At 70.4% G+C, this 22,331-nt stretch carries 19 protein-coding genes; 11 read left to right on the forward strand and 8 right to left on the reverse strand.

Annotated features, from left to right (window positions below; all coding sequences use genetic code 11):
• Positions 1-154: 154 nt before the first annotated feature.
• Positions 155-844 (forward strand): GntR family transcriptional regulator, encoded by a 690-nt coding sequence (locus JOF37_RS15800; protein WP_210006891.1) that lies wholly within the window; start codon positions 155-157, stop codon positions 842-844.
• Positions 845-851: 7 nt separating this feature from the next.
• Here JOF37_RS15800 and JOF37_RS11215 read toward each other — a convergent pair whose 3' ends face one another.
• Complete coding sequence (locus tag JOF37_RS11215; RefSeq protein ID WP_210006892.1) at positions 852-1,334, reverse strand: GNAT family N-acetyltransferase; 483 nt, start codon at positions 1,332-1,334, stop codon at positions 852-854.
• Positions 1,334-2,203, reverse strand: coding sequence for a Cof-type HAD-IIB family hydrolase (locus tag JOF37_RS11220; RefSeq protein ID WP_210006893.1), 870 nt, complete (start codon positions 2,201-2,203; stop codon positions 1,334-1,336). Before JOF37_RS11220 ends, JOF37_RS11215 begins: the two co-directional genes overlap by 1 nt.
• 74 nt (positions 2,204-2,277) lie before the next feature.
• Between JOF37_RS11220 and mmuM the strand changes: the two genes are divergently transcribed.
• On the forward strand, positions 2,278-3,165 hold the full coding sequence (gene mmuM, locus JOF37_RS11225; RefSeq protein ID WP_210006894.1) for a homocysteine S-methyltransferase: 888 nt from the start codon (positions 2,278-2,280) through the stop codon (positions 3,163-3,165).
• Between the two features lie 27 nt (positions 3,166-3,192).
• On the opposite strand, the gene JOF37_RS11230 is transcribed toward mmuM, so the two are convergent.
• The 4 genes from JOF37_RS11230 to JOF37_RS11245 form a co-directional block, all read right to left on the reverse strand.
• Positions 3,193-4,068, reverse strand: a complete 876-nt coding sequence (locus JOF37_RS11230) for an HAD family hydrolase (protein WP_271175059.1) — start codon at positions 4,066-4,068, stop codon at positions 3,193-3,195.
• A 114-nt stretch (positions 4,069-4,182) separates the two neighbouring features.
• Positions 4,183-5,598 (reverse strand): glycoside hydrolase family 1 protein, encoded by a 1,416-nt coding sequence (locus tag JOF37_RS11235; RefSeq protein ID WP_210006895.1) that lies wholly within the window; start codon positions 5,596-5,598, stop codon positions 4,183-4,185.
• A gap of 77 nt (positions 5,599-5,675) precedes the next feature.
• Positions 5,676-7,538, reverse strand: coding sequence for a beta-glucoside-specific PTS transporter subunit IIABC (locus tag JOF37_RS11240; RefSeq protein ID WP_210006896.1), 1,863 nt, complete (start codon positions 7,536-7,538; stop codon positions 5,676-5,678).
• 185 nt (positions 7,539-7,723) lie between these two features.
• The gene (locus JOF37_RS11245) at positions 7,724-8,635 is read right to left on the reverse strand and encodes a PRD domain-containing protein (RefSeq protein WP_245338151.1); all 912 of its coding nucleotides are present in this window, start codon (positions 8,633-8,635) and stop codon (positions 7,724-7,726) included.
• Positions 8,636-8,714: 79 nt separating this feature from the next.
• Here JOF37_RS11245 and rlmN point away from each other — a divergent pair, with 79 nt between their 5' ends.
• From rlmN to JOF37_RS11265, 4 genes are all read left to right on the forward strand, one after another.
• Entirely contained in the window at positions 8,715-9,977 is a 1,263-nt protein-coding gene (rlmN, locus tag JOF37_RS11250; protein ID WP_210006897.1) for a dual-specificity RNA methyltransferase RlmN, read from the forward strand.
• A gap of 72 nt (positions 9,978-10,049) precedes the next feature.
• Complete coding sequence (locus JOF37_RS11255) at positions 10,050-11,063, forward strand: aldo/keto reductase family protein (RefSeq protein ID WP_210006898.1); 1,014 nt, start codon at positions 10,050-10,052, stop codon at positions 11,061-11,063.
• A gap of 22 nt (positions 11,064-11,085) precedes the next feature.
• On the forward strand, positions 11,086-11,568 hold the full coding sequence (locus JOF37_RS11260) for an NUDIX hydrolase (RefSeq protein ID WP_210006899.1): 483 nt from the start codon (positions 11,086-11,088) through the stop codon (positions 11,566-11,568).
• A 6-nt stretch (positions 11,569-11,574) separates the two neighbouring features.
• A complete protein-coding gene (locus JOF37_RS11265; RefSeq protein ID WP_210006900.1) occupies positions 11,575-12,525 on the forward strand; it encodes a hypothetical protein in 951 nt (316 codons plus the stop codon).
• A 17-nt stretch (positions 12,526-12,542) separates the two neighbouring features.
• Here the strand turns inward: JOF37_RS11265 and JOF37_RS11270 are convergent, their stop codons facing one another.
• Complete coding sequence (locus tag JOF37_RS11270) at positions 12,543-13,073, reverse strand: ribonuclease H family protein (protein ID WP_036304688.1); 531 nt, start codon at positions 13,071-13,073, stop codon at positions 12,543-12,545.
• 107 nt (positions 13,074-13,180) lie between these two features.
• Between JOF37_RS11270 and JOF37_RS11275 the strand changes: the two genes are divergently transcribed.
• The 4 genes from JOF37_RS11275 to JOF37_RS11290 are packed head-to-tail and all read left to right on the forward strand — an operon-like array spanning position 13,181 to position 17,518.
• The gene (locus tag JOF37_RS11275) at positions 13,181-13,843 is read left to right on the forward strand and encodes a GntR family transcriptional regulator (protein ID WP_210006901.1); all 663 of its coding nucleotides are present in this window, start codon (positions 13,181-13,183) and stop codon (positions 13,841-13,843) included.
• Positions 13,840-15,360 (forward strand): MmgE/PrpD family protein, encoded by a 1,521-nt coding sequence (locus tag JOF37_RS11280; protein WP_210006902.1) that lies wholly within the window; start codon positions 13,840-13,842, stop codon positions 15,358-15,360. Before JOF37_RS11275 ends, JOF37_RS11280 begins: the two co-directional genes overlap by 4 nt.
• Positions 15,360-16,286 carry a methylisocitrate lyase gene (prpB, locus tag JOF37_RS11285; RefSeq protein WP_210006903.1) on the forward strand — a complete coding sequence of 309 codons (927 nt, stop codon included), beginning with the start codon at positions 15,360-15,362 and terminating at the stop codon, positions 16,284-16,286. The genes JOF37_RS11280 and prpB overlap by 1 nt, the downstream gene beginning before the upstream one ends.
• Positions 16,287-16,327: 41 nt before the next feature.
• Positions 16,328-17,518, forward strand: a complete 1,191-nt coding sequence (locus tag JOF37_RS11290) for a bifunctional 2-methylcitrate synthase/citrate synthase (protein ID WP_210006904.1) — start codon at positions 16,328-16,330, stop codon at positions 17,516-17,518.
• A gap of 107 nt (positions 17,519-17,625) precedes the next feature.
• On the opposite strand, the gene JOF37_RS11295 is transcribed toward JOF37_RS11290, so the two are convergent.
• Complete coding sequence (locus JOF37_RS11295; RefSeq protein ID WP_210006905.1) at positions 17,626-21,435, reverse strand: choice-of-anchor I family protein; 3,810 nt, start codon at positions 21,433-21,435, stop codon at positions 17,626-17,628.
• Positions 21,436-21,554: 119 nt separating this feature from the next.
• Between JOF37_RS11295 and JOF37_RS11300 the strand changes: the two genes are divergently transcribed.
• A complete protein-coding gene (locus JOF37_RS11300; RefSeq protein WP_210006906.1) occupies positions 21,555-22,331 on the forward strand; it encodes an enoyl-CoA hydratase-related protein in 777 nt (258 codons plus the stop codon).

A 22,331-nucleotide genomic window follows, 5' to 3' on the forward strand; every position in this document is an offset into this window, starting at 1 on the left:
GGGTGGCGTAACGAACACGCAACATAACCCTTACGCTAGTGTCACTTTGGCGTACCGAAACGCGCAGATAGGCGTCGCAGGGCGCCTGTAAGTGCCCTTCGGGATACCAAACGGCAATTGTCGCCGCAGCCGCCGGACCTGCCAGGATGGTCGGGTGGACGACGAGACGGGCGCTGCGGGACGGCGCATCGCGTATGCGCTGCGAGAGCGCATCATCACCGGCGAGATCGCAATGGGCGACAAGCTCGGTGAGCGAGACGTCGCCGAGCAGCTCGGGGTGTCACGCGTGCCGGTGCGCGAGGCGCTGCAGCTGCTCGAGTCCGAGGGGTTCGTGTCGTCGTCGCATCGGCGCGCGGCCATCGTGCACACCTTCACCCTCGACGACGCGGTCGAGCTGTTCGACATGCGCATGCAGCTCGAGCCCTTCGCGGCCTCCCTCGCGGCACGGCGCGCCGCCGCGGGGGCGGACACGACCCATCTGGTGGCGGCGCTGGAGGTCGCTCACGTCGCCCACGACGAGGACGCGCCCGCCTCGACGCGCAACTCCGACCTGCACGAGGAGATCTTCGCGCTCGCCGCGCACCGTCTGCTGCTGCGCATGAGCGGTCTGCTGACGGGACGCACCCGCTGGCTGTTCCGGCTGACGCCCGAGCGCGACACGCAGGGACGGTGGGACGAGCACGATGAGATCGTCGAGGCGATCCTGGGCGGGCATGCCGACCTCGCGTTCGCCCTGGCGGCATCCCATGTCGAGCGCGGTCGTGTCGAGTCGCTGCCGCGGCTGGCGGACCGGCTGCCCGTGGAACCGGTGCGTCGGCGCCGCCGCGGCCCGTCGTCGGTGTGACGCAGGGTCAGGTGAGCTGCTTGCGCATGAACACCTGGAACGTGCCGTCGTCGTGCGGCACGCGCTCGGACTCGACGTAGCCCTCGCGTTCGTACAGGCGCAGGTTCGCTTCGCTGAGCGACCCGGTGAACAGCTCGGCCACGCGGGCTCCCGCGGTGCGCCCGCGCTCTTCGACGGCGGCGAGCAGGGCGGTGCCGATGCCGGAGCCCTGCTGGTCGGGGGCGATCGCGATGCGCCCGACCAGCAGCAGCTCGCCATCGATGCGGGCGCGGACGGAGCCGACGATGCGGTCGCCGGCGAGGGCGACGCAGCCGAGGTTCTCCTCGAGCTCGGCTCGGAGCTCGTCGAGCGTCTGCGTGAGCGGCGGCATGTCGGCCGCGTCGTAGATGAGCGCTTCCGACACAAAGGCGGCGCGCTGCAGCGTGAGCACCTCGCCGGCGTCGTCGGGGACGATCGGGCGGATGCTGCGCTCGTCGGTCTCGGCGGACATCAGGCGGCCGTCCGAGGGTCGATCAGCCCGTGGCGGGCGAAGGCGTTCCAGATGCCGTCGTCGAGCACGCCGGTCGTGACCTCACCGGCGATCTGCTGCAGTGCCGGGTCGGCCTCGGCCATCGCGATGGCGGTGCCGCACACTTCGAACATCTCGACGTCGTTCCAGCTGTCGCCGATGCCCACGGCCTCCGAGGCGTCGCGACCGAGGTGGTCAAGGACGGCGGCGATGCCGGTGCCCTTGTTCGTGCCGCGCATGCCGACCTCGCCGTTCGACCCCGTCGGCAGCGGCATGCTGCCCGGGATGACGTGGAATTCGTCGCCGAGCGCCCGCTGGGTCTTCTCGACGGCGTCGGGGTCGGGGCTGACGAAGACCGCCTTGGCGATGTGGTCGAGGTCGGCCTCCTCGACGGGCGTGAAGCTCGGCGCGGCGACGACGTCTTCGGCGAGAGCGACGGTGGACTGGTCGTCCTGGTGCCGGCGCCGGCGCTCGGCGATGAAGTCGGCGATGAACGTGCGCACACCCGCGCTGGCGTAGACGCCCGCGTGCGACTGGATGAAGTAGCGCGTGCCCTGCTCGTCGAAGTACGACATGACGCGTTCGACGGCGGCGCGCGGCATCGTCTCGGCGAGGACGGTCTCGTCGCCGACGACGGCGAGCGCACCGCCGTTCGAGATGGCGCCGTCGAAGCCGATGTCGAGCACGCGGGGGTGGATGTCGCCGGCGGCGCGGCCCGTGCACAGGAAGACGAGGTGCCCGCGGTCGCGCGCGGCGCGGACCGCGGAGACCGTCGAGGGAGCGATCGTCTCGCCGTGCGCGAGGATGGTGCCGTCGACGTCGAGGAAGATGATGCGAGAATCCGACGTCACTCCTCCAGCGTAATGCGGCGTCGCATGGGCAGACGGTGAACGGTCGCGGTCGCACGCGGACCTAGAGTGACGACATGCCCGATCTGCGCACCGCCCTGGCCGCCGGCCCGGTCGTGCTCGATGGCGGCTTGGGCACCACGCTCGAGGCGGCGGGGCACGACCTCTCGGGCGATCTGTGGTCGGCGCGGGTGCTCGCCGAGACGCCCGCCGCCGTCCGGGCCGCCCACGCGCGGTACGCGGCCGCGGGCGCCGACGTCCTCACGACGTGCTCGTACCAGATCGGGTTCGACAACCTCGCCGTCGCCGGCTTCGACGCCGCGCAGACGCGTCGCCTGCTGCACGTCGCGGTGCGGGTGGCCCGCGAGGGTGCGGCCGAGGCGGAGCGTGACGCGTGGGTGGCGGCATCCGTCGGTCCCTACGGCGCCACGCGCGCGGACGGCAGCGAGTACACCGGCGACGACGGCCTCTCGGTCGCCGAGCTCGAACGCTGGCACCGGCGGCGCCTCGAGGCGATCGTCGACGCCGAACCCGACGTGCTGGCCATCGAGACGATCGCCTCGCCCGCCGAGGCCGAGGCTGTGGCGCGGGCGGTCGAGGGCATCGGCATCCCGTCGTGGATCGCCCTGTCGGCCTCGAGCAGCGCGTTCGACACCGCGTCGCTGCGCGCTACCCTCGCCGCGAGCGCGCGCGTCGCGGGCGTCATCGCGGTGGGCGTCAACTGCTGCCCGCCCGACACCGTGGCGTCCGCGCTGGCGGACCCGGTGGGTGTGCCGTTCGTCGTGTACCCCAACAGCGGGGAGACGTGGGATGCGGCAGCGCGGACCTGGACGGGTGACCCGGGTCTGCCGCTCGCCGACCTCGACGACTGGCTCGCCGCGGGTGCTCGCCTGATCGGCGGCTGCTGCCGGACGACGCCCGACGACATCGCGGTCCTCGCCGGGCGGCTCCACGCCCCGCGCTGAGGTCGCCCGCTGAGCCGCTGCCCGGGCTCAGATGAGGCCGTGGCGGACGAACGCGTTGTGGATGCCGTCGTCGTCGATGGCCGTCGTGACCTCGTCGGCGAGGGCCTGCACGGCGGGGTCGGCGTTGCCCATCGCGATCGACGTGCCGCACACCTCGAACATCTCGACGTCGTTCCAGTTGTCGCCGATCCCGATCGCGTCGGCCGGGGCGACACCGAGGCGGGCGAGCACCTCGAGGATCGCGGCCCCCTTGTTCACCCCGCGCGGCGCCACCTCGCCGGAGCTGCCCTCGGGGAGCGGGATCGTGCCCGACACGACGGCGAAATCGGGCGCGAGCTCGGCGAGCAGATCCGCGACGGCCTGAGCGTCGTCGCCCAGGATGACGGCTTTGGCGATCTCGGCGTCGGAGAAGTGGATGTCGTCGTCGAAGGTCTTCATGCCCACGCTGAAGAACTCGAGCTCGTCCGGGTCGACCCCGGCGGCGCGGGCCCGTTCGTCGTGCCGGATGCGGTCGCGCTCGAGCCGGTCGGCGAGGACGGCCGGCAGCCCCGGGCTGGCGAAGAGACGGTCGTACGACTGGAAGTACCAGTGGATGCCGCGGGCCGCGAACTGCTCGGCGAGCCGGGCGATCTCGGCCGCCGACATCAGGCGCGAGACGATGAGCTCGTCACCGACGCTCGCGAAGGCGCCGCCGTTGGTGACGGCCCCGTCGAACCCGACGTCGAGGATGGGGCCGCGCAGCTCGGCCATGCCGCGCCCCGTGCTGAGGAGCACGAGATGTCCGTTGCCGCGGGCGCGGCGCACCGCGGCGACGGCGGACGGCGGCAAGTGCGTGCCGTCGTGCAGCAGGGTGCCGTCGACGTCGAGGAAGACGGCGCGGCGGCGGAAGGGGGACATGGTCATGGCGGTCCTCTCGGGGCGAAGAGAAGGGCGCGGCCGCGGGCCAGAAGGAGGGCCCCGCGACCGCGCCCGGTCGGGTGTGGCGGGGGGATGCCGCGCCGCCAGCGAATCAACGGATCAGCGGGTCAGCGAGGCCCCGTTGGTCCGGATGACCTCGGCATACCAGTCGAACGACTTCTTCTCGTAGCGCTCGAGCGTGCCCGAGCCGTCGTCGTTGCGGTCGACGTAGATGAAGCCGTAGCGCTTGCTCAGCTGCGCGGTCGAGGCGCTGACGAGGTCGATGCAGCCCCACGGGGTGTAGCCCATCACCTCGACGCCGTCGGCGATGGCCTCGCCGACCTGCACGAGGTGGTCGTTGAGGTAGGCGATGCGGTAGTCGTCGACGACCGTCTTGACGCCGTCGACCTCGACGAGCTGGTCTTTCGCGCCCAGGCCGTTCTCGACGATGAACAGCGGCTTCTGCCAGCGGTCCCAGAACTGGTTCAGCACGAGGCGCAGGCCGATCGGGTCGATCTGCCAGCCCCACTCGCTCGCCTCGAGCGTGGGGTTGGGCACGCCGCCCATGATGTTGCCCTCGCCCGTGGCCTTCTTCGCGGGGTCGGCGGTCGCGGCGACCGACATGTAGTAGCTGAACGAGACGAAGTCGACGGTGTTCGTCAGGTCGTCGCGGTCCTCGTCGGTGATCTCGAGCTCGATGCCCTTCTCGCTCAGCGTGCGCAGGAAGTAGCCGGGGTACACGCCCCGCGTGTGGACGTCGCCGTAGACGAGGTTCGAGTGGTCGAACGCCATGACCTCGAGCGCGTCGGCGGGCGACGGCGAGAGCGGGTACACGGGCATCGACAGCACCATGCAGCCGATCTGCGCGTTCGGGGCCACCTCGCGCGCGATGCGCGTCGCCCGGGCGGATGCCACGAGCTCGTGGTGCATCGCCTGGTACAGCTGCTGCTCGGTCAGCTGCTCCTTGGGGGTGTTGATGCCGCCCGACATGAAGGGCGCGTGCAGCAGCGAGTTGATCTCGTTGAAGGTCAGCCAGTACTTCACGCGCGAGCCGTAGCGCTCGAAGAGGGTGCGCGCGTAGTTCTCGTAGAAGCCGATGAGGCGGCGGTCGGTCCAGCCGTCGTAGGCCTCGGCGAGGTGGAGCGGCGTCTCGTAGTGCGAGATGGTGACGAGCGGCTCGATGCCGTGCTTCTCGAGCTCGTCGAGCACGCGGTCGTAGAAGGCGAGGCCCTCTTCGTTCGGCTCGCTCTCGTCGCCCTTCGGGAAGATCCGGCTCCAGGCGATGGAGAAGCGGAACGTCTTGAAGCCCATCTTCGCGAAGAGGGCGATGTCCTCCGCGTAGCGGTGGTAGAAGTCGATGCCGACCAGCTTGAGGTTGTCGGGCGTCGGCTCGGCGGTGCGCGGGCCCACGATGCCGCGGGGCATGACGTCCTGGACCGACAGGCCCTTGCCGCCTTCGTCGTAGGCGCCCTCGAGCTGGTTGGCCGCGGTCGCGCCGCCCCAGAGGAATCCGTCGGGGAAGGTGATGCTGCTCATGTCTCTCTCGTTTCGTATCGCGGTTCGGAAGGGAGGGGGCGCGGTCGGGTTCCGCGCCCCCTCCGCGGGGGACGGGTTTACGCGGTCAGCGTCGACTCGACCGAGACCGCCGTGAACAGCGGCTCGCCGTGGGCGATGGGGCCGGTCGCGCGGCCGGCCAGAGCCGGGTACAGCTCACCGTTGGTCACGATCACCGGCGTGGTCAGGTCGTAGCCGGCCCGCTCGATCGCGTCGCCGTCGAACTCGACGAGCAGGTCGCCCGCCTTGACCTCCTGGCCGGTCGTGACCTTCACGTCGAAGTGCGAGCCGCCGAGCTTGACGGTGTCGATGCCGATGTGGATCAGCACCTCCGCTCCGTCGGCGTGGCGCAGCCCGATGGCGTGACCGGTGGGGAACGCCGCAGCCACGACCGCGTCGAACGGTGCGTAGACCGCGCCCGAACGGGGCTTGATTGCGACGCCGTCCCCGAGGCTGCCCTCGGCGAAGGCGGCATCCGGGGTCTCGCTCAGGGGCGCGACCGTACCGTCGACCGGGCTGAGGATGACGACGTCGTTGCCGGATGCGGCGGGGGCGGCCGCCGGCGCGGCATCCTCTTCCGGCTCCTTGAAGCCGACGATCGCGGTCAGCAGGAACGGGATGGCGATCGCGGCGGCGAGGCCGATGATGAGCATGACCATGTTGCCGTTGCCGAACAGGGCCGGAAGCGCCAGGCCGGAGGGGACGACGAACGCGGTCGAGAAGACTCCGCCCATCGCGATGATCGCGCCGCCGACGACACCGCCGACGATGCCGAAGGCGAAGGGACGCTTGAGCGGCAGGTTGATGCCGTAGATCGCGGGCTCGGTGATGCCGGCGAGGAAGCCCGAGAGGGTTGCGGGCGCCGCGAGCGACTTGAGGTTCTTGTTTCGGGCGCGCACCCAGACGCCGGCGACGGCGGCGGCCTGTGCGAGCACCGCCGCGAACACGGGGCCGATGAGCAGGATCTGACCGGTGGTCTGGTACTCCAGCGTGAACAGCGGCACGAGGCCCCAGTGCAGACCGAAGATGACGAAGACCTGCCAGAAGCCGCCCATGATGGCGCCACCGGCCCACGGGGCGTTCTCGAAGACCCAGCCGATGCCGTTGCCGAGCGCGCCGCTGAGGATCGCCGAGATCGGGCCGATCACGACGAAGACGATCGGGACGGCCAGCAGCACGACGATCATCGGCGTCACGAAGCGGCGGACAGCGCCGGGAAGCTTCGCGTAGAGGAACTTCTCGGCGTGGCTCTGCAGCCACACGATCACGATGATCGGGATGACGCTCGAGACGTACGTGACCATGGTGAACGGGATGCCGAAGAAGGTCAGCCCCTCGGCGCCGACGAGCGGCGTGATCGTGGGGTACAGCAGGGCGGCGGCGATCGCGAAGGCCGTGAACTCGTTGGCCTTGAAGTAGCGGGCCGCGGTGAACGCCAGTGCCATGGGCAGGAAGTTGATGAGCCCGTCCGACAGGGCGTTGAGCACGGCGTAGGTGGAGTTCTCGGTGCCGATCCAGCCGAAGGTGACGGCTGCGGCGAGGAACGCCTTGAGCAGGCCGGTACCGGCCAGGGCCCACAGCAGCGGCGTGAAGATCGCCGAGATCATGGAGATGAAGCGGTTGAAGAGGTTGCCCTTCGGGGCGTCGTCCGCGCCGTCGTCGCCGGCGCCCGAGCCGAGCTTCGAGATCTTGCCGATCTCGGCGTAGACGTCGGGGACGTCGTTGCCGATGACGACCTGGTACTGGCCGCCCGCCTGAGCGACGGTGACGACGCCGGGCACGGCCTTCACGGCGGCGCTGTCGGCACGGGACTCGTCCTTCAGCACGAAGCGCAGTCGGGTCGCGCAGTGCACGAGGGAACGCACGTTCTCCTCGCCGCCGACGCCCTGCAGGACGCCGGCCGCGGTCTTCGAGTAATCCATCGGGACTGCTCGCTTTCTGCCGCAGCATTGCGGCTCTCGGGTGGAGGAGCCCCCGCATCCCTGTTTCCGGGCAACAAAAAAACCTGAACTCGTTCACCGCCGATTCGGCGATGTGAGTTCAGGTTTTGCCCGCTGCCGCGGTAACAATCCGGAGACTTCTGCAGGGCAGCGACGCCCTGCGCGAGTCACGGTACCACGGGTGTTTCGTTCTCGCCAACGCCGTTCGCGCCCACCTGCGAGGCGAGGCGCTCGACGTGCACGATGACGTACAGCAGCTCCTCGTCGGTCAGCTCCGACTCCGTGGCGGCGCGCACGTACGCCTTGACCTCTTGCGCGATGGCGTACGAGCGCGGGTAGCTGTGCTTGGCGAACTCGAAGAACGAGGTGTCGGCGCTGCGCAGCATGCTCTTGGACACCAGTCGCTGCAAGAGGAACTGGATGTGCAGGATGAAGCGGGCGTAGTCGGGGCTGTCGACGTCGAGCTTGACGCCGAGCCCGTTCTCGACCGTCAGGACGACGTGCTGCAGCCGGCGGAACAGCAGCGCGGCGGTGCCGTTGGGCTCGTCGCGCGTGGCGTTGAGCAGATGCATCGTGAGGAACACGGCCTCTTCGGCCGGCAGCTCCCGCTCGAGCGACTCGGAGATCGCGGTGGCCATGCGCTGCGCCGCCGAGAACTCGTGCGGGTGCAGCACCCGCAGCTCGGGCATGTTCGTGACGGGGATGCGGATGCCGTTGTCGAGGCGTTCCAGCACGAACTGGATGTGGTCGATGACCGCCATCGTGAAGTACCGGTCGAGGTGGTGCCCAAGGCGGCGCTCGGCCTCGTCGACCGCGCGGGTGACGGCCTCGATGACCGGGTACGGCACGTCGGTGAGCAACTGGCGCTCGCGGTCGCCCTGGTCGCCCGCATCCAGGATGAAGGTCTTCTCGACCTTGTCGGGGTCGAGGGTGTCGGACGGCTTCAGCTGGAAGCCGAGGCCCCGGCCCATGAGCACGCGTTCCCGCCCGTGCTCGTCGATGGTGATGACGACGTTGTTGTTCAACACCTTATGCACGACGGTCCCGCGCGCGGGCGGGGCAGCATCGTCGATCGCCATGCGTGCAGTCTAAAGCCGGGCGCGACGGAAACCGGTGCGGCCAGCCTTCGCGCAGGCGGGCGCCGGTAACCTGGATCCTATGACCGAAACCACTCCCGTGCGCTCGACCCTGTCCGCCGTGCGCACCACCGGGTCGCGTCAGGTGCGCCCGGCGACGGAGGGCTGGTCGCAGCAGAAGGACGAGTCCGGTCGCCCGCTGCTGCAGTTCGCGAGCCCCAAGCGCGGCAAGCCGCCCGTGCACCTCGCCGACCTCACACCCGAGCAGCGCGTCGAGAAGGTGAAGGAGCTCGGGATGCCGGGCTTCCGCGCCAAGCAGCTCGAGAAGCACTACTTCACCCACTTCACCTCGGATGCCGCCGAGATGACCGACCTTCCCGCCGCGGGGCGCGACGAGCTCGTCGCGGGGCTGCTGCCGCCGCTGCTGACCGAGGTGCGCCGCCTCGAGACCGACCGCGGCGACACGATCAAGTTCCTGTGGAAGCTGCACGACGGCGCGCTCGTCGAGTCGGTCCTCATGCGCTACACCGGGCGCATCACGCTGTGCGTGTCGAGCCAGGCCGGCTGCGGCATGAACTGCCCCTTCTGCGCGACCGGTCAGGCGGGCCTGACCCGCAACATGTCGGCGGCCGAGATCATCGAGCAGGTGGTCCGGGCGAACCGGCTCATCGCCGACGGCGGCCTCGGCGACCCGCGCAAGGTCGGCCACGAGGGCGAGCGCGTGACGAACATCGTGTTCATGGGCATGGGTGAGCCGCTGGCGAACTACGCGCGCGTCATGCAGGCGGTGCGCGTCATGGTCGACAAGCAGCACGGCATCGGCATGAGCGCGCGCGGCATCACCGTCTCGACTGTGGGTCTCGTCCCGGCGATCCAGAAGCTGACGAAGGAGGACATCCCCGTCACCTTCGCCCTCTCGCTGCACGCGCCCGACGACCAGCTGCGCGACGAGCTCATCCCGGTGAACTCGCGGTGGAAGGTCGACGAGGCGCTCGACGCCGCGAAGGCCTACTTCGACGAGACCGGCCGCCGCGTCTCGATCGAGTACGCGCTCATCAAGGACATGAACGACCACGCGTGGCGCGCCGACCTGCTGGCCGAGAAGCTCAACGCGCGCGGTCGCGGCTGGGTGCACGTCAACCCGATCCCGCTGAACCCGACGCCGGGTTCGATCTGGACCTCGTCCGAGCCCGAGGTGCAGGACGAGTTCGTGCGACGGCTCAACGAAGCCGGCATCCCAACGACCCTCCGCGACACCCGCGGCAAGGAGATCGACGGGGCCTGCGGTCAGCTCGTCGCCACCGAGGACGATCAGCGCGCCGCTGACACCGTTCCCGTCGACTGACCCGCGGGGTCGCTTCCGTCATCGAGCGCAACCCCCGCCTCGGTCCGCTCCACGCGGGGTAGCGTGAGCCCCATGGTTGAGTATCGCTACCTCGGCAACAGTGGATTCAAGGTCTCGGAGATCACGTACGGCAACTGGGTGACGCATGCGTCGCAGGTGGAGAACGACGCCGCCATCGCGACCGTTCACAAGGCGCTGGATCTCGGCATCACCTCGTTCGACACCGCGGACGCTTACGCGAACACGGCCGCGGAGGTCGTGCTCGGCGAGGCGCTGAAGGGTCAGCCCCGCGAGACGCTCGAGATCTTCACGAAGGTCTACTGGCCGACCGGCCGCAAGGGCCCGAACGACCAGGGCCTCTCGCGCAAGCACATCTTCGACAGCATCAACGGTTCGCTCCGCCGTCTCGGCGTCGACTACGTCGACCTCTACCAGGCGCACCGCTACGACTACGAGACGCCGCTCGAAGAGACGATGCAGGCCTTCGCCGACATCGTGCGCCAGGGCAAGGCGCTCTACATCGGCGTCAGCGAGTGGACGGCCGAGCAGCTGCGCGAGGGTCACGCCCTGGCGAAGCAGCTCGGGTTCCAGCTCGTGTCGAACCAGCCGCAGTACTCGGCGCTCTGGCGCGTCATCGAGAGCAAGGTCATCCCCACCTCGCAGGAGCTCGGCATCTCGCAGATCGTCTGGTCGCCGCTCGCGCAGGGCGTGCTGACGGGCAAGTACCAGCCCGGACAGCCCGTGCCCGAGGGGTCGCGCGCCACCGACGAGAAGAGCGGCGCGAACTTCATCAAGCGCTTCTTGAACGACGAGGTGCTCACCGCTGTCCAGAAGCTGGGTCCCATCGCCGATGAGGCCGGTCTCACCGTCGCGCAGCTCTCGCTCGCGTGGGTGCTGCACAACGAGAACATCGCGGCGGCGCTCGTGGGCGCCTCGCGCCCCGAGCAGCTCGAGGACACCGTGAAGGCCTCGGGCGTGAAGCTCGAGCAGTCGGCCTACGACGCGATCAACGACGCCCTGGCGGGCGTCGCGGTGACCGACCCGGCCGAGACCGACACGGTCTCGCCGAAGACGCGCCCGGCCTGATCCGGCCGAACTCCGCCTGATCGTGGTCACGACGAGCGCCGGCATCCTGCCCTACCGCATCGCTGCGGACGGCACGGTGTCGGCGCTCGTCGCACACATGGGCGGGCCGTACTGGTCGGCGAAGGACGAAGGCGCCTGGTCGATCGTGAAGGGCGAGTTCGACCCGGACGGCGAGGCCGCTCTGGATGCCGCGCGGCGTGAGTTCCGCGAGGAGCTCGGACTCGAGCCCCCGGACGGCGAGTACGCCGAGCTGGGCACGTTCTCGTACTCGTCGGGTAAACGCGTCACGGTGTTCGTCGTCGACGGCAGTGCCTTCGATGCTTCGGATGCGGTCTTCGGGGAGTTCGAGATGGAGTGGCCGCCGCGGTCGGGACGCACGGCGTCGTTCCCCGAGGTCGACCGGGTCGAGTGGGTCGACCTCGACCGCGCCCGCGAGCTGCTGGTGAAGGGTCAACGACCGGCCCTCGATCGGCTCGACGAGCTCGTTCGAGCGAGCGGCAGGTAGCCCAGGGTGGCGCAGCATCGCCTCATTCCCGCCGACCGATGGGAGCCGTTCTCCGACGAGCATCTGGCGCGTGTCGTCCCCGTCGCCACGGATCGCATCGTCCGGGCCTCCGCCGCTACCGACTTCACACCGCGGCAGGCGGAGATGGTCATCTTCGACGCGTCCGGTATGAGCGCGGACGGCGTGCGTATCTGGCATGCCGCCCGCCGGTTGGGCGAATCAGCGAACGCGCGCGCCCGGTCGTCGGCTCGGCTTCGCTTCGGCGGTCGCACGTCCAGCATCGGCTGGATCGGGTGGGTGCTCTTGCTCGCCGCCCTCACGGGCGGGCTCGCATTCGCCGTCGCGCTGCAGGCGGAGGACGCGGTGCTCACGGCCGCGTTCTCCGCCGCGACGGCGATGGCGGTGCTGGTGGCGGCCGCGGGCGCGCGAGGACGCCCGCTCGATCGTGCGCTGTGGCGGCCGCAGGCTGTCGCCCTCGTCGGGACGGCGGTTGCCGTCGTCTTCGTCGGCGGCGGCGCGACCGCCCCCGCCATGACCGTGTTGGTGGGTGCGCCGATCATCGTCGGCACCTCACTGGTCGCCGGCATGATCATCCGGGGCGCCAAGCCGCAGCAGGCCCGCGAGGTGGATGACAGTCTGACCGCCGCTTACCGGGCGGTCATCGCGGACCTCCCCGCTCATGTCGAGCGTCTCGAGCGCGAGACGAGCGCTGCGCTGCCGCCGGAGCGAGCACGATTCGTCGAACGCGCCCGCACCGCCGTCTTCGAACGGGTGCGGGCCGACGAGCGCGTGCGCGAACGGGCTCGTCGGCGACTGGCACCGCACGGTGACGCGCACGGCGCAGGGGGCGTCATCATCGCGGATTTCGCCGATCCGCTCACCTGGATGCCGGAGGCGCTCGCGCGGTCGGCGTACACCACGGACGATCCGCGGCATCCCGACAACCGGGACGGCTGACAGGTCTCGCCGTCCCGTCAGCGCTTCTTCTTCGGTGCCTCCGACACGTCGAGCTTCTCGTGCAGGCCGCCGAGCGACGACCAGGCGCTCGCGGTGCCCTTCGCGGCGTGCTCGGCGCCGCGCACGGCTCGCTCGTCGGCCCACTCGTTCAGGACGTGGCCGCGGTGCCCGCGCACATGCTCGAGGATGACGTCGGGCAGGCCGCGCGCACGGCGGGCGTCGCGGGCGGCGATGAGCTGCTCGAGGATGTCGCGGTTCTTCGTCGGCGCGCCGGTCGAGGTCTTCCAGCCGCGGCGGCGATGGCCGTCCATCCACGAGGCATAGGTGTCGATGGCGTACTTCGAGTCGGCCTGAACGACGAGCTCGCGGACGTCGGGGTGGTCCTCGATCGCCTTCAGCAGGCCGAGCAGCTCGCCGATGTTGTTGGTGCCCTGCGGGATCGCTCCGGCGGCCCAGTGGCCGTCCTCACCGACCCAGGCCCAGCCGGTCGGTCCGGGATTGCCCTTGCAGGCGCCGTCGGTGGCCACGGTGTATCGGTCGGAACTCACTCGGGCAAGGGTACCCGGGGCGTCGTGTGATGCGGTTTCTGTATACGTTGGAGTCGGATTCCGCGCTTTTGACCCGCCGGCGCGGGCTCTGTGTATACAATCGTCGCATGGTGGCCGAGGGCGGAGCACGGGCGGGAAAGCGCGCGTACGCCGCTCTGCTGACCGAGATCCAGAACGGCGACCTGGCTCCCGGGGCGGTGCTCGGCGAGGTGGAGCAGGCGACGCGACTGGGCGTCAGTCGCACTCCGCTGCGCGAGGCCCTGCGACGGCTCGCGGCCGACGGCCTCGTGCGCCAGGCCTCGCCGCGGGTGACCGTCGTCGCCGACATCGATCGCGACGACATCCGGTCGCTCTTCGAGGTGCGGCGCGCGCTGGAAGAGACCGCCGCACGGCTCGCGGCATCCCGGGGCGACGCCGCGCTGTTCGCCGAGCTCGCCGCGGCGTTCGACCGTACTGCTCAGTCTGAAGCACCCGCGGCGGGTGACCCCGACGCGTACTACGCGCTCATCGCTCGCTTCGACGCGGCGCTCGACGAAGCCGCCGGAAATGCCTACCTGACGTCGGCGCTCGGAATCGTGCGCACGCATCTCGTGCGGGTTCGCCGCCTCGCCCGCGACAACCCGGCGCGGCTCGCGGCGTCGATCGAGGAGCACCGGCTCATCGCGAGCGCGATCGCGGCCCGCGACGCCGACCTCGCCGCCCACGCCACCCATGTCCACCTGCACAACGCCCTGACCAGCATCCTCGACTCTCTGGAGGCATCCGCATGACCGTCAGCCATCACGTCCGGGTCCACCGCAGCGACGAAGAACTCGCGCGCGAGGACCAGCTCGCGTGGAAGATCGCCGAGGTCGCCGTCGACCCCGTCGCGGTCGAGCCCGCCGTCGCCGACATGGTCGTGAACCGCATCATCGACAACGCCGCCGTCGCCGCGGCATCCCTCACCCGGGCTCCCGTCAGCTCGGCCCGCGCGCAGGCGCTCGACCACCCGGTCTCACGGGGCGGCGCCGGGGCGAGCGTCTTCGGCGTGACCGACGTGACGGCCCCCGAGTGGGCCGCGTGGGCGAACGGCGTCGCGGTGCGCGAGTTGGATTACCACGACACCTTCCTCGCGGCGGATTATTCACACCCCGGCGACAACATCCCGCCGATCCTCGCGGTCGCTCAGCACGTCGGTGCCGACGGTGCGGCGCTCGTGCGGGGCCTCGCGACGGGATACGAGATCCAGATCGACCTCGTGCGGGCCATCTGCCTGCACAAGCACAAGATCGACCACGTCGCCCACCTCGGGCCTTCGGCCGCCGCGGGAATCGGCACGCTTCTCGGCCTCGACGCCGCGACGATCTACCAGGCGGTCGGCCAGGCGCTGCACACCACGACCGCGACGCGTCAGTCGCGCAAGGGCGAGATCTCGACCTGGAAGGCCCATGCCCCGGCATTCGCCGGCAAGCTCGCGGTCGAGGCCGTGGACCGAGCGATGCGCGGCGAGACCAGCCCGAACCCGATCTACGAGGGCGAAGACGGCGTCATCGCGTGGCTGCTCGACGGACCGGATGCCGCCTACACGGTGCCGCTTCCCGCGCCGGGGGAGGCCAAGCGCGGCATCCTCGACTCGTACACGAAGGAGCACTCGGCCGAGTATCAGGCGCAGGCGTGGATCGACCTCGCCCGCAAGCTGCACGGTGAGCACCCCGAGCTGCTCGACCCCGCGAACGTCGAGAGCATCGTGCTGCACACGAGTCATCACACGCACTACGTCATCGGCTCGGGTGCGAACGACCCGCAGAAGTACGACCCGACCGCGTCGCGCGAGACGCTCGACCACTCGATCCCGTACATCTTCGCGGTCGCGCTGCAGGACGGCGGCTGGCACCACGTCGACTCGTACACACCTGAGCGCGCGGCTCGCCCCGACACCGTGGCGCTCTGGCGAAAGATCACGACCGCCGAGGATGTCGAATGGACGCGGCGCTACCACTCGGAGGACCCGGCGGAGAAGGCCTTCGGCGGACGCGTCGAGATCCGGCTGACCGACGGTTCGACGATCGTCGATGAGATCGCCGTCGCCGACGCCCATCCGCTCGGCGCTCGTCCGTTCGCGCGCGAGGACTACATCCGCAAGTTCCGGATCCTCGCCGAGCCCGTGCTCGAACCGGCCGAGATCGAGCGCTTCCTCGACCTCGCGCAGCGTCTGACCGAGCTGACGGCTGACGAGGTGCGCGAGCTGAACATCGTCGCTCGTGACGGTGTCATCGCGTCGGCGCCGAACCCGCGAGGTCTGTTCTGATGCTGTACTCCCAGACCACCCCCGCCGACAAGCGCCGCATCCTGCGTGAGCACCTCGCCTCGGGCGAGACCCTGCGGTTCCCCGGCGCCTTCAACCCGCTCTCGGCCCGGCTGATCGAGCAGCACGGCTTCGACGGCGTGTACGTCTCGGGCGCGGTCATCGCGGCCGACCTCGGTCTGCCCGATGTCGGCCTCACGACGCTCAGCGAGGTCGCCGGACGCGGCCAGCAGATCGCCCGGATGACCGAGCTGCCGGCGATCATCGACGCCGACACCGGGTTCGGCGAACCGATGAACGTCGCCCGCACCATCCAGACGCTCGAAGACGCGGGGCTCGCCGGGTGTCACATCGAGGACCAGGTCAATCCCAAGCGGTGCGGCCACCTCGACGGAAAGAGCGTCGTCGACGAGAACACCGCGGTCGGCCGCATCCGGGCCGCCGTCGATGCCCGGCGCGACGCGGACTTCCTCATCATGGCGCGAACCGACGTGCGGGCGATCGAGGGAATGGATGCCGCGGTCGACCGAGCCCGTGCGCTGGTCGACGCCGGCGCCGACGCGATCTTCCCCGAGGCGATGCGCGACCTCGCGGAGTTCGAAGCCATGGCGGCGGCCGTCGACGTGCCGATCCTGGCGAACATGACCGAGTTCGGGAAGTCCGAGCTTTTCACGGTCGACCAGCTGCGCGACGCGGGTGTACGGATCGTGATCTGGCCTGTCTCGCTGCTGCGCATCGCGATGGGGGCGGCGGGCCGTGCGCTCGACGAGCTCACGACCGCCGGCAACCTCACCGGGAAGCTCGACCAGATGCAGCACCGCGCCGATCTCTACGACCTCGTCGACTACGAGGGGTACGCGCGTTTCGATTCGTCGGTCTTCGACTTCACCCTGTCGACTCGCCAGAATGAGTCGACCGACCGGGACTGAGACCCGCGAATTCTGGCTACTCGACGGAGAGGGAACAGAACATGACCGAGCAGGACGTCCGGAAGGGACTCGTGGGGGTCGTCGCCGATGTGACGGCGATCTCGAAAGTGAACCCGGAGACGAACTCGCTGCTCTACCGGGGCTACCCGGTGCAGGAGCTCGCCGCGACGCAGCCGGTCGACGCCGTGGCGCACCTGCTCTGGCACGGCGAGCTGCCGACCGACGAGCAGCTCGCCGAGCAGCGCCGACGGGCCCGGCTGCAGCGGGCGCTGCCGCCGGAGCTGCGGGAGGCGATCGACCGGATGCCGCTCGACGCGCACCCGATGGACGAGGTCCGCACGGCGGTGAGCGTGCTCGGTGCGCTCGACACCGCCGGCGCGGCATCCGTGCTGGACGCGGTCGGAACGCCCGAACGCAACCGCGAGCGCAGCCTGCGCCTGTTCGCGGTGCTTCCCGCCATCGTCGCGTACGGGCAGCGCCGGCGACGGGGGCTCGGGCTCATCGAACCGCGTGACGACCTCGACGACGCGGCGAACTTCCTATGGATGACGTTCGGCGACGAGCCGCATCCCGTTGTGGCGGAGGCGTTCAACCGGTCGCTCATCCTGTACGCGGAGCATTCGTTCAACGCCTCGACCTTCACGGGCCGCGTCATCGCCTCGACGCTCAGCGACCTCTACTCCGCGGTGGTGGGGGCTATCGGTGCGCTGAAGGGTCCGCTGCACGGTGGTGCCAACGAGGCCGTGATGCACGTCTTCGACGAGATCGGCGATGCCGCCGGCGTCGAGGCCTGGCTCGACCGAGCGCTCGCCGACAAGCGCAAGATCATGGGCTTCGGTCACCGCGTCTACAAGCGCGGCGACTCGCGGGTGCCGACGATGAAGGCCGCGCTCGACACCCTCGTGGCCCACTACGAGCGGCCGGATGTCGCCGAGCTGTACGACACCCTCGAGCGCGCGTTCACGCAGCGCAAGGGCATCTACCCGAACCTCGACTACCCGTCGGGCCCCGCCTACAACCTCATGGGCTTCGACACCGTGACCTTCACGCCGCTGTTCGTCGCGGCGCGGGTGATCGGCTGGACCGCGCACATCATGGAGCAGTACGCCGCGAACGCGCTCATCCGCCCGCTGTCGGCATACGACGGCCCGGACGAGCGGCACGTCGACGGATATGTGGCTGATGAGGCCGAGGTCGAGGCGGCCGAGCGCCCGGAGGAAGCCGCGGGCTGAGCGGACCGCGACGCCGTCGTTCCGGCACGCGCCGGAACGCGGATCGACCCGCCGCCCCCCCGAGTGCTCGGGGTGCGGCGGGTCGATTCGTCGTGCGGATCAGCGGGTCAGGCGGTGCGTCGGCGACGCGCGGCGATGAGGACGCCGCCCGCGGCCAGGGCGAGGACGCCCGCCACGATGAACCCGATCGGAACCGCGCCGCCGGTGACGGCGATCGTGCCCGCCGGCGCGGCGGCCGTGATCGTCACGCCGACCTCGATCGGTGTGAGCGAGCCCGACGTCACGACGAGGCGGTGTGCGCCGACCTCGAAGTCGCGCGGGATCGCGATCGAGAACGCCGTGCGGCCCGATGCGTCGGCCGCGGGGATGCCGCTGACGACGATCGGTTCGCTGAACAGCGTGGCCTCGATCCGCTGGCCGGGCTCGAGGCCCGTCACCGTCACCGCGAGCGTTCCGCCCTGCGGCACCGACGTCGCGCCGAGCTCGACGGTCGCCCACGGCTGCGCCGGCTCGCCGTCACCGGGCTCGCCGGGCTCGCCGGGCTCGGTGGGCTCGCCGGGCTCCGTGGGCTCGCCGTCACCGGGGGCGCCGGGGCCGGGGAAACCGGGCTGCTCGACCGGCGGCTGCTCGCCGGCGACGTAGGCGCGGTTCGCCGGTGCCGGTGAGACCGGGCCGACGGCGGCGAAGAACTCCACCGTCGCCTGCAGGTCGACCTGGCCGGAGTCCGCCGCGCCGGTGCCCGTCGCGAAGGTGCCGAAGTTGTCGCCGCCGCCCGCGAGGAACGAGTTGGTGACGACGCGGATCTTCGTGCTGGTGTCGTCGAGCGCGAGCTGCTCACCGTTCAGCTGCATCGAGCGGATGTGCGAGCCCTTCGTCGCCGCGGGGTCGTACTCGAACGTGAAGCCCTTCGAGACACCCATCGCGAGCTTGGGGCGCGAGGCGGTGGCCGGCTGCCACTGCTCCTCGAGCACCTGCTTGATCTGTGCAGGGGTGAGCTCGAGCGTGACCAGGGTGTTCGCGAACGGCTGGACGTTGGCGACCTCACGGTACGACACGGCGCCGTTGTCGTCGCCGAACAGCAGGTCGGCGCGCAGGCCGCCCGGGTTCATGAACGCCACCTCGGCGTCGCGCCCGCCGTAGGCCGGGTTCTGCGACGTGGCCCACAGGTAGACGTCGGCCACGGTGTTGCCGAGCGTCGAGTGCACTCCGCGATCCTCAGCGCCCGTCGCGGTCTTGCCGCGCAGGATGTCGGCGGTGATCGATCCGACCTGCACCCGGCCCTTCTCGTCCGCGATGCGGACCGCGTCCGCGACGACCTGGGCCGTGTCGGTGTCGGGGTAGGCGATGTACTGACCCAGCGTGGCGTTGTAGAGCGACACCGTGCTGGGGGTGATCGACTCGAGTTCGCCCGCGTCGGTCAGCTCGATGTCGAGCGAGCCGAGCGTCGTGCCGTACTGGTGGGCCTGCAGCACCGGGCGTCCGCCGATCTCGCACGCGTACTTCTGGTGCGTGTGTGCCGAGACGATCGCGTCGATGTCGGACGAGGCGCCGCGGACGAGGTCGCCGAAGTCGCCGGCCTCGGTCGCGATCGCGGCGCAGTCGGAGCCCGCGGACCCTTCGTGCGCGAGCAGCACCACGATGTCCGCGCCCTCGGCGACGGCGTCGGCGGCAGCGTCGTTGGCCGAGGCGACCTGGTCGCGGAACTCGATGCCCGCGATGCCCTGCGGGCTGACCATACCGGCGGTCTGCTCGGTCACGGTGCCGACGAATGCGACCTGCGTGCCGTCGACCTCCTTGATCGTGTACGGCTTGAGCGCGTGCTCGTCGGTGCCCTTGCGGAAGACGTTCGCGCCCAGCGCGAAGTCGCTGAAGGCACCGGCATCCGCGTTCTCCTCGAATCGAGGGATGACACGCTCGGTCAGGTCGTCGAATCCGCGGTCGAACTCGTGGTTGCCGACGGCGCTGACGTCGAGGCCGGCGGTCTTCAGCGCGTCGATCGTGGGGGTGTCCTGGTCGATGAACGACTCGAACGCCGAGGCGCCGATGTTGTCGCCGGCCGAGACGAGCAGGGTGTTCGGGTTCTGCTGACGGAACTTGTCAACCGCACCCGCGAGGACCGCGGCACCCGCGACCCCGCCGGACTCCTGCACGAGGCGGCCGTGGAAGTCGTTGATCGTCAGCACGCGGATGTCGGGCTGTGCGACGGGAGCGCCGCCGACGAGCTGCTCGATGCTGTAGAGCGTCGTCGTGCCGGACACCTCGTTGCCGACCGCGAGCAGCGGCTGGCCCGTGGGGGAGCGGTGTGCCCCGATGAACTGGACGCCCTCGGGGCCGAGGTCGCCCGCGGCGGGGGAGTCGGCGGTGGCGCCGAAGTCGCGGTTGTTGACGTACGTCACGTACGTCGCCGCCTTCGGGTCGGTGATGTCGTAGACGATGACGCCGCCGACGCGCTCGAAGCCGATGAAGGCGTAGGTGCGGCCGCCGACCGTGCCGATCGACAGGTTCTCGGGCTCGGGCCCCTTGTCATCGCTGCGGCCGTCGAAGTTGGCCTCGGAGTGGTTCGAGTTGAAGTACTCGGGCGCGACGCGCGCGAGGATCTGCTCGAACTGGTCGCCGGAGTCGAACACCAGCGAGCCGTCGGTGCCCCAGATCGAGAACGAGCGGCTGCCGAACGAGTAGAGCTCCTCGTAGCAGGTGCCGTCGGCGCGCAGGCCGTTGGCGGTCGAGACGTTCAGGCGTCCGAGGGCTGCATCGCCCAGCTGGGCGGCAAGGGGGGAGTCGGCACAGACGGCCGGGAGGTCCTTCTTGCCGAGGTCCTTCACGCGGGCGGCCTCGGCGTAGTCGCCCCACTCACGGGCGTCGCCCTCGTTCGCGGTGACGAGGTACGTGGTGGCCTTGCCGCCCACCATGGCCGAGTACGACTGGATGCCGTCGGGCATGTAGATGCCCTTCAGACCGGCGTAGGTGGCGATGTTGATCGCGCCGTCCCTGTCGCTCGCGTCGAGCCCGTTGCCCGCCGCGCCGTGGTCCTTGAACCCGAGCGGGAGGACCTTGGTGACCTCGGCCTTGGCGAGGTCGACGACAGCGATCGCGTTCGCCTCCTGCAGGGCCGCATAGGCGGTCGTGCCGTCGACGGTGATGTACTCGGGCTCGAGGTTGCGGCTCACGCGGTTGGCGGTGAGCGGCTTGTCGCCCTGGTTGGGCGCGGCGACGTCGGGGCCGAAGACGCGCACACCGGCGGGGAGGGCCGTCGCTTCGAACGCGCCGAAGCCGGCGATGCGGACGGCGTTCTGCGCCGGTGCGGTGACCGTCTTCGGCAGCGCGACGACGCCGATCGAGCCCTCGGGGTCGGTCGAGAAGTCTTCGGCGGGCTCGCCCTCGTTGGCGACGACCGCGTAGGCGCCGTCCTTCGAGATCGTGACCATGTCGGGCAGGGCGCCGACCGTGACCGAGCCGAGGCGGGCGGATGCCGCGTCGTCGGCGTTCGCGTCGAAGAAGACCAGCGACCCGTTCGCGGTCTTGTCCTCGGCCTCGAACGCGACGACGCCGAGACCGTCGTCGCGGATGGCGAGGGAGTTCGCCGTGCCGGCATCCGCGATGGTGAACAGCTCGACGGGAGCCGTCGGGTCGCTGTTGTCGAGCACGCTGACGGAGCCGGCCAGTGCGTTGACGACGTAGAGGCGGTCGCGGTACGACTGCACGATCTCGGCGGCGGACTCGTCGAAGACGCCGGTCTCGTGCGATCCGATCGGCGTCAGTGCCAGGGTCGCGCCGGGCGCGGAGTCGCGGATGGGGTCGGGAACGACGGCTGCGGATGCCGCCGTCAGCGGTGTGAGTGCGAGGGTGCAGGTCAGTGCGGCCGTGGCGACGGCCGCGAGCGTGCGGGGAACCGTGCGGTTCCGGGCAGGCGAAGGCATAGGTGTCCTCTGGTCGGGTGAACGGGTGCGGGTCGTGCTTATCGCGCGGACGTGTCCGGCACGTGAATGCACGGCAACCGATCGGGGACGGCCGGAGGGGCGCGTGGCACGATGAGGGCATGAGCGAGTACACGACGATCGTCACCGAGACGCGCGGCCGCGTCGGCTGGATCACCCTGAACCGCCCGGAGGCGCTCAACGCCCTCAACTCGACGCTCGCGGCGGAGCTGGCCGCGGCGGCGGTCGCCTTCGATCGCGATGAGGAGGTCGGCGCGATCGTGGTCACCGGATCGGAGCGGGCGTTCGCCGCCGGCGCCGACATCAAGGAGATGGCGGGCAAGAGCGCCCGTGACATGTCGGTCGACAACCCGTTCGCCCCGCTCGAGGACTTCGCGCGGGTGCGCACGCCCGTCGTCGCCGCGGTCGCCGGTTACGCGCTGGGTGGCGGATGCGAGCTCGCCATGATGTGCGACATCATCCTCGCCGCCGACACGGCCGTGTTCGGACAGCCCGAGATCGACCTGGGCGTGATCCCCGGCATCGGCGGGACGCAGCGGCTCGCACGCGCGATCGGTTACTACAAGGCGGCGGAGCTCGTGCTGACCGGGCGTCGGATGGCCGCGGATGAGGCCGAGCGGGCGGGGCTGGTGTCGCGGGTCGTTCCCGCGGCCGACCTGCTCGCCGAGGCGGGGGCCGTCGCCGATCGGATCGCGTCGCGTTCGCTGCCCGTCGCGTACGCGGCCAAGCAGGCGCTGCGCGCATCGCAGGAGACGACCGCCGCCGAGGGGCTGCGTCTGGAGCGAACGATCTTCGCCTCGCTGTTCGCCCTCGACGACCAGAAGGAGGGGATGTCGGCGTTCGCCGAGAAGCGTGCGCCGGAGTTCCGCCACCGCTGA

Source organism: Microbacterium imperiale, from assembly GCF_017876655.1.
Lineage (GTDB): Bacteria > Actinomycetota > Actinomycetes > Actinomycetales > Microbacteriaceae > Microbacterium > Microbacterium imperiale.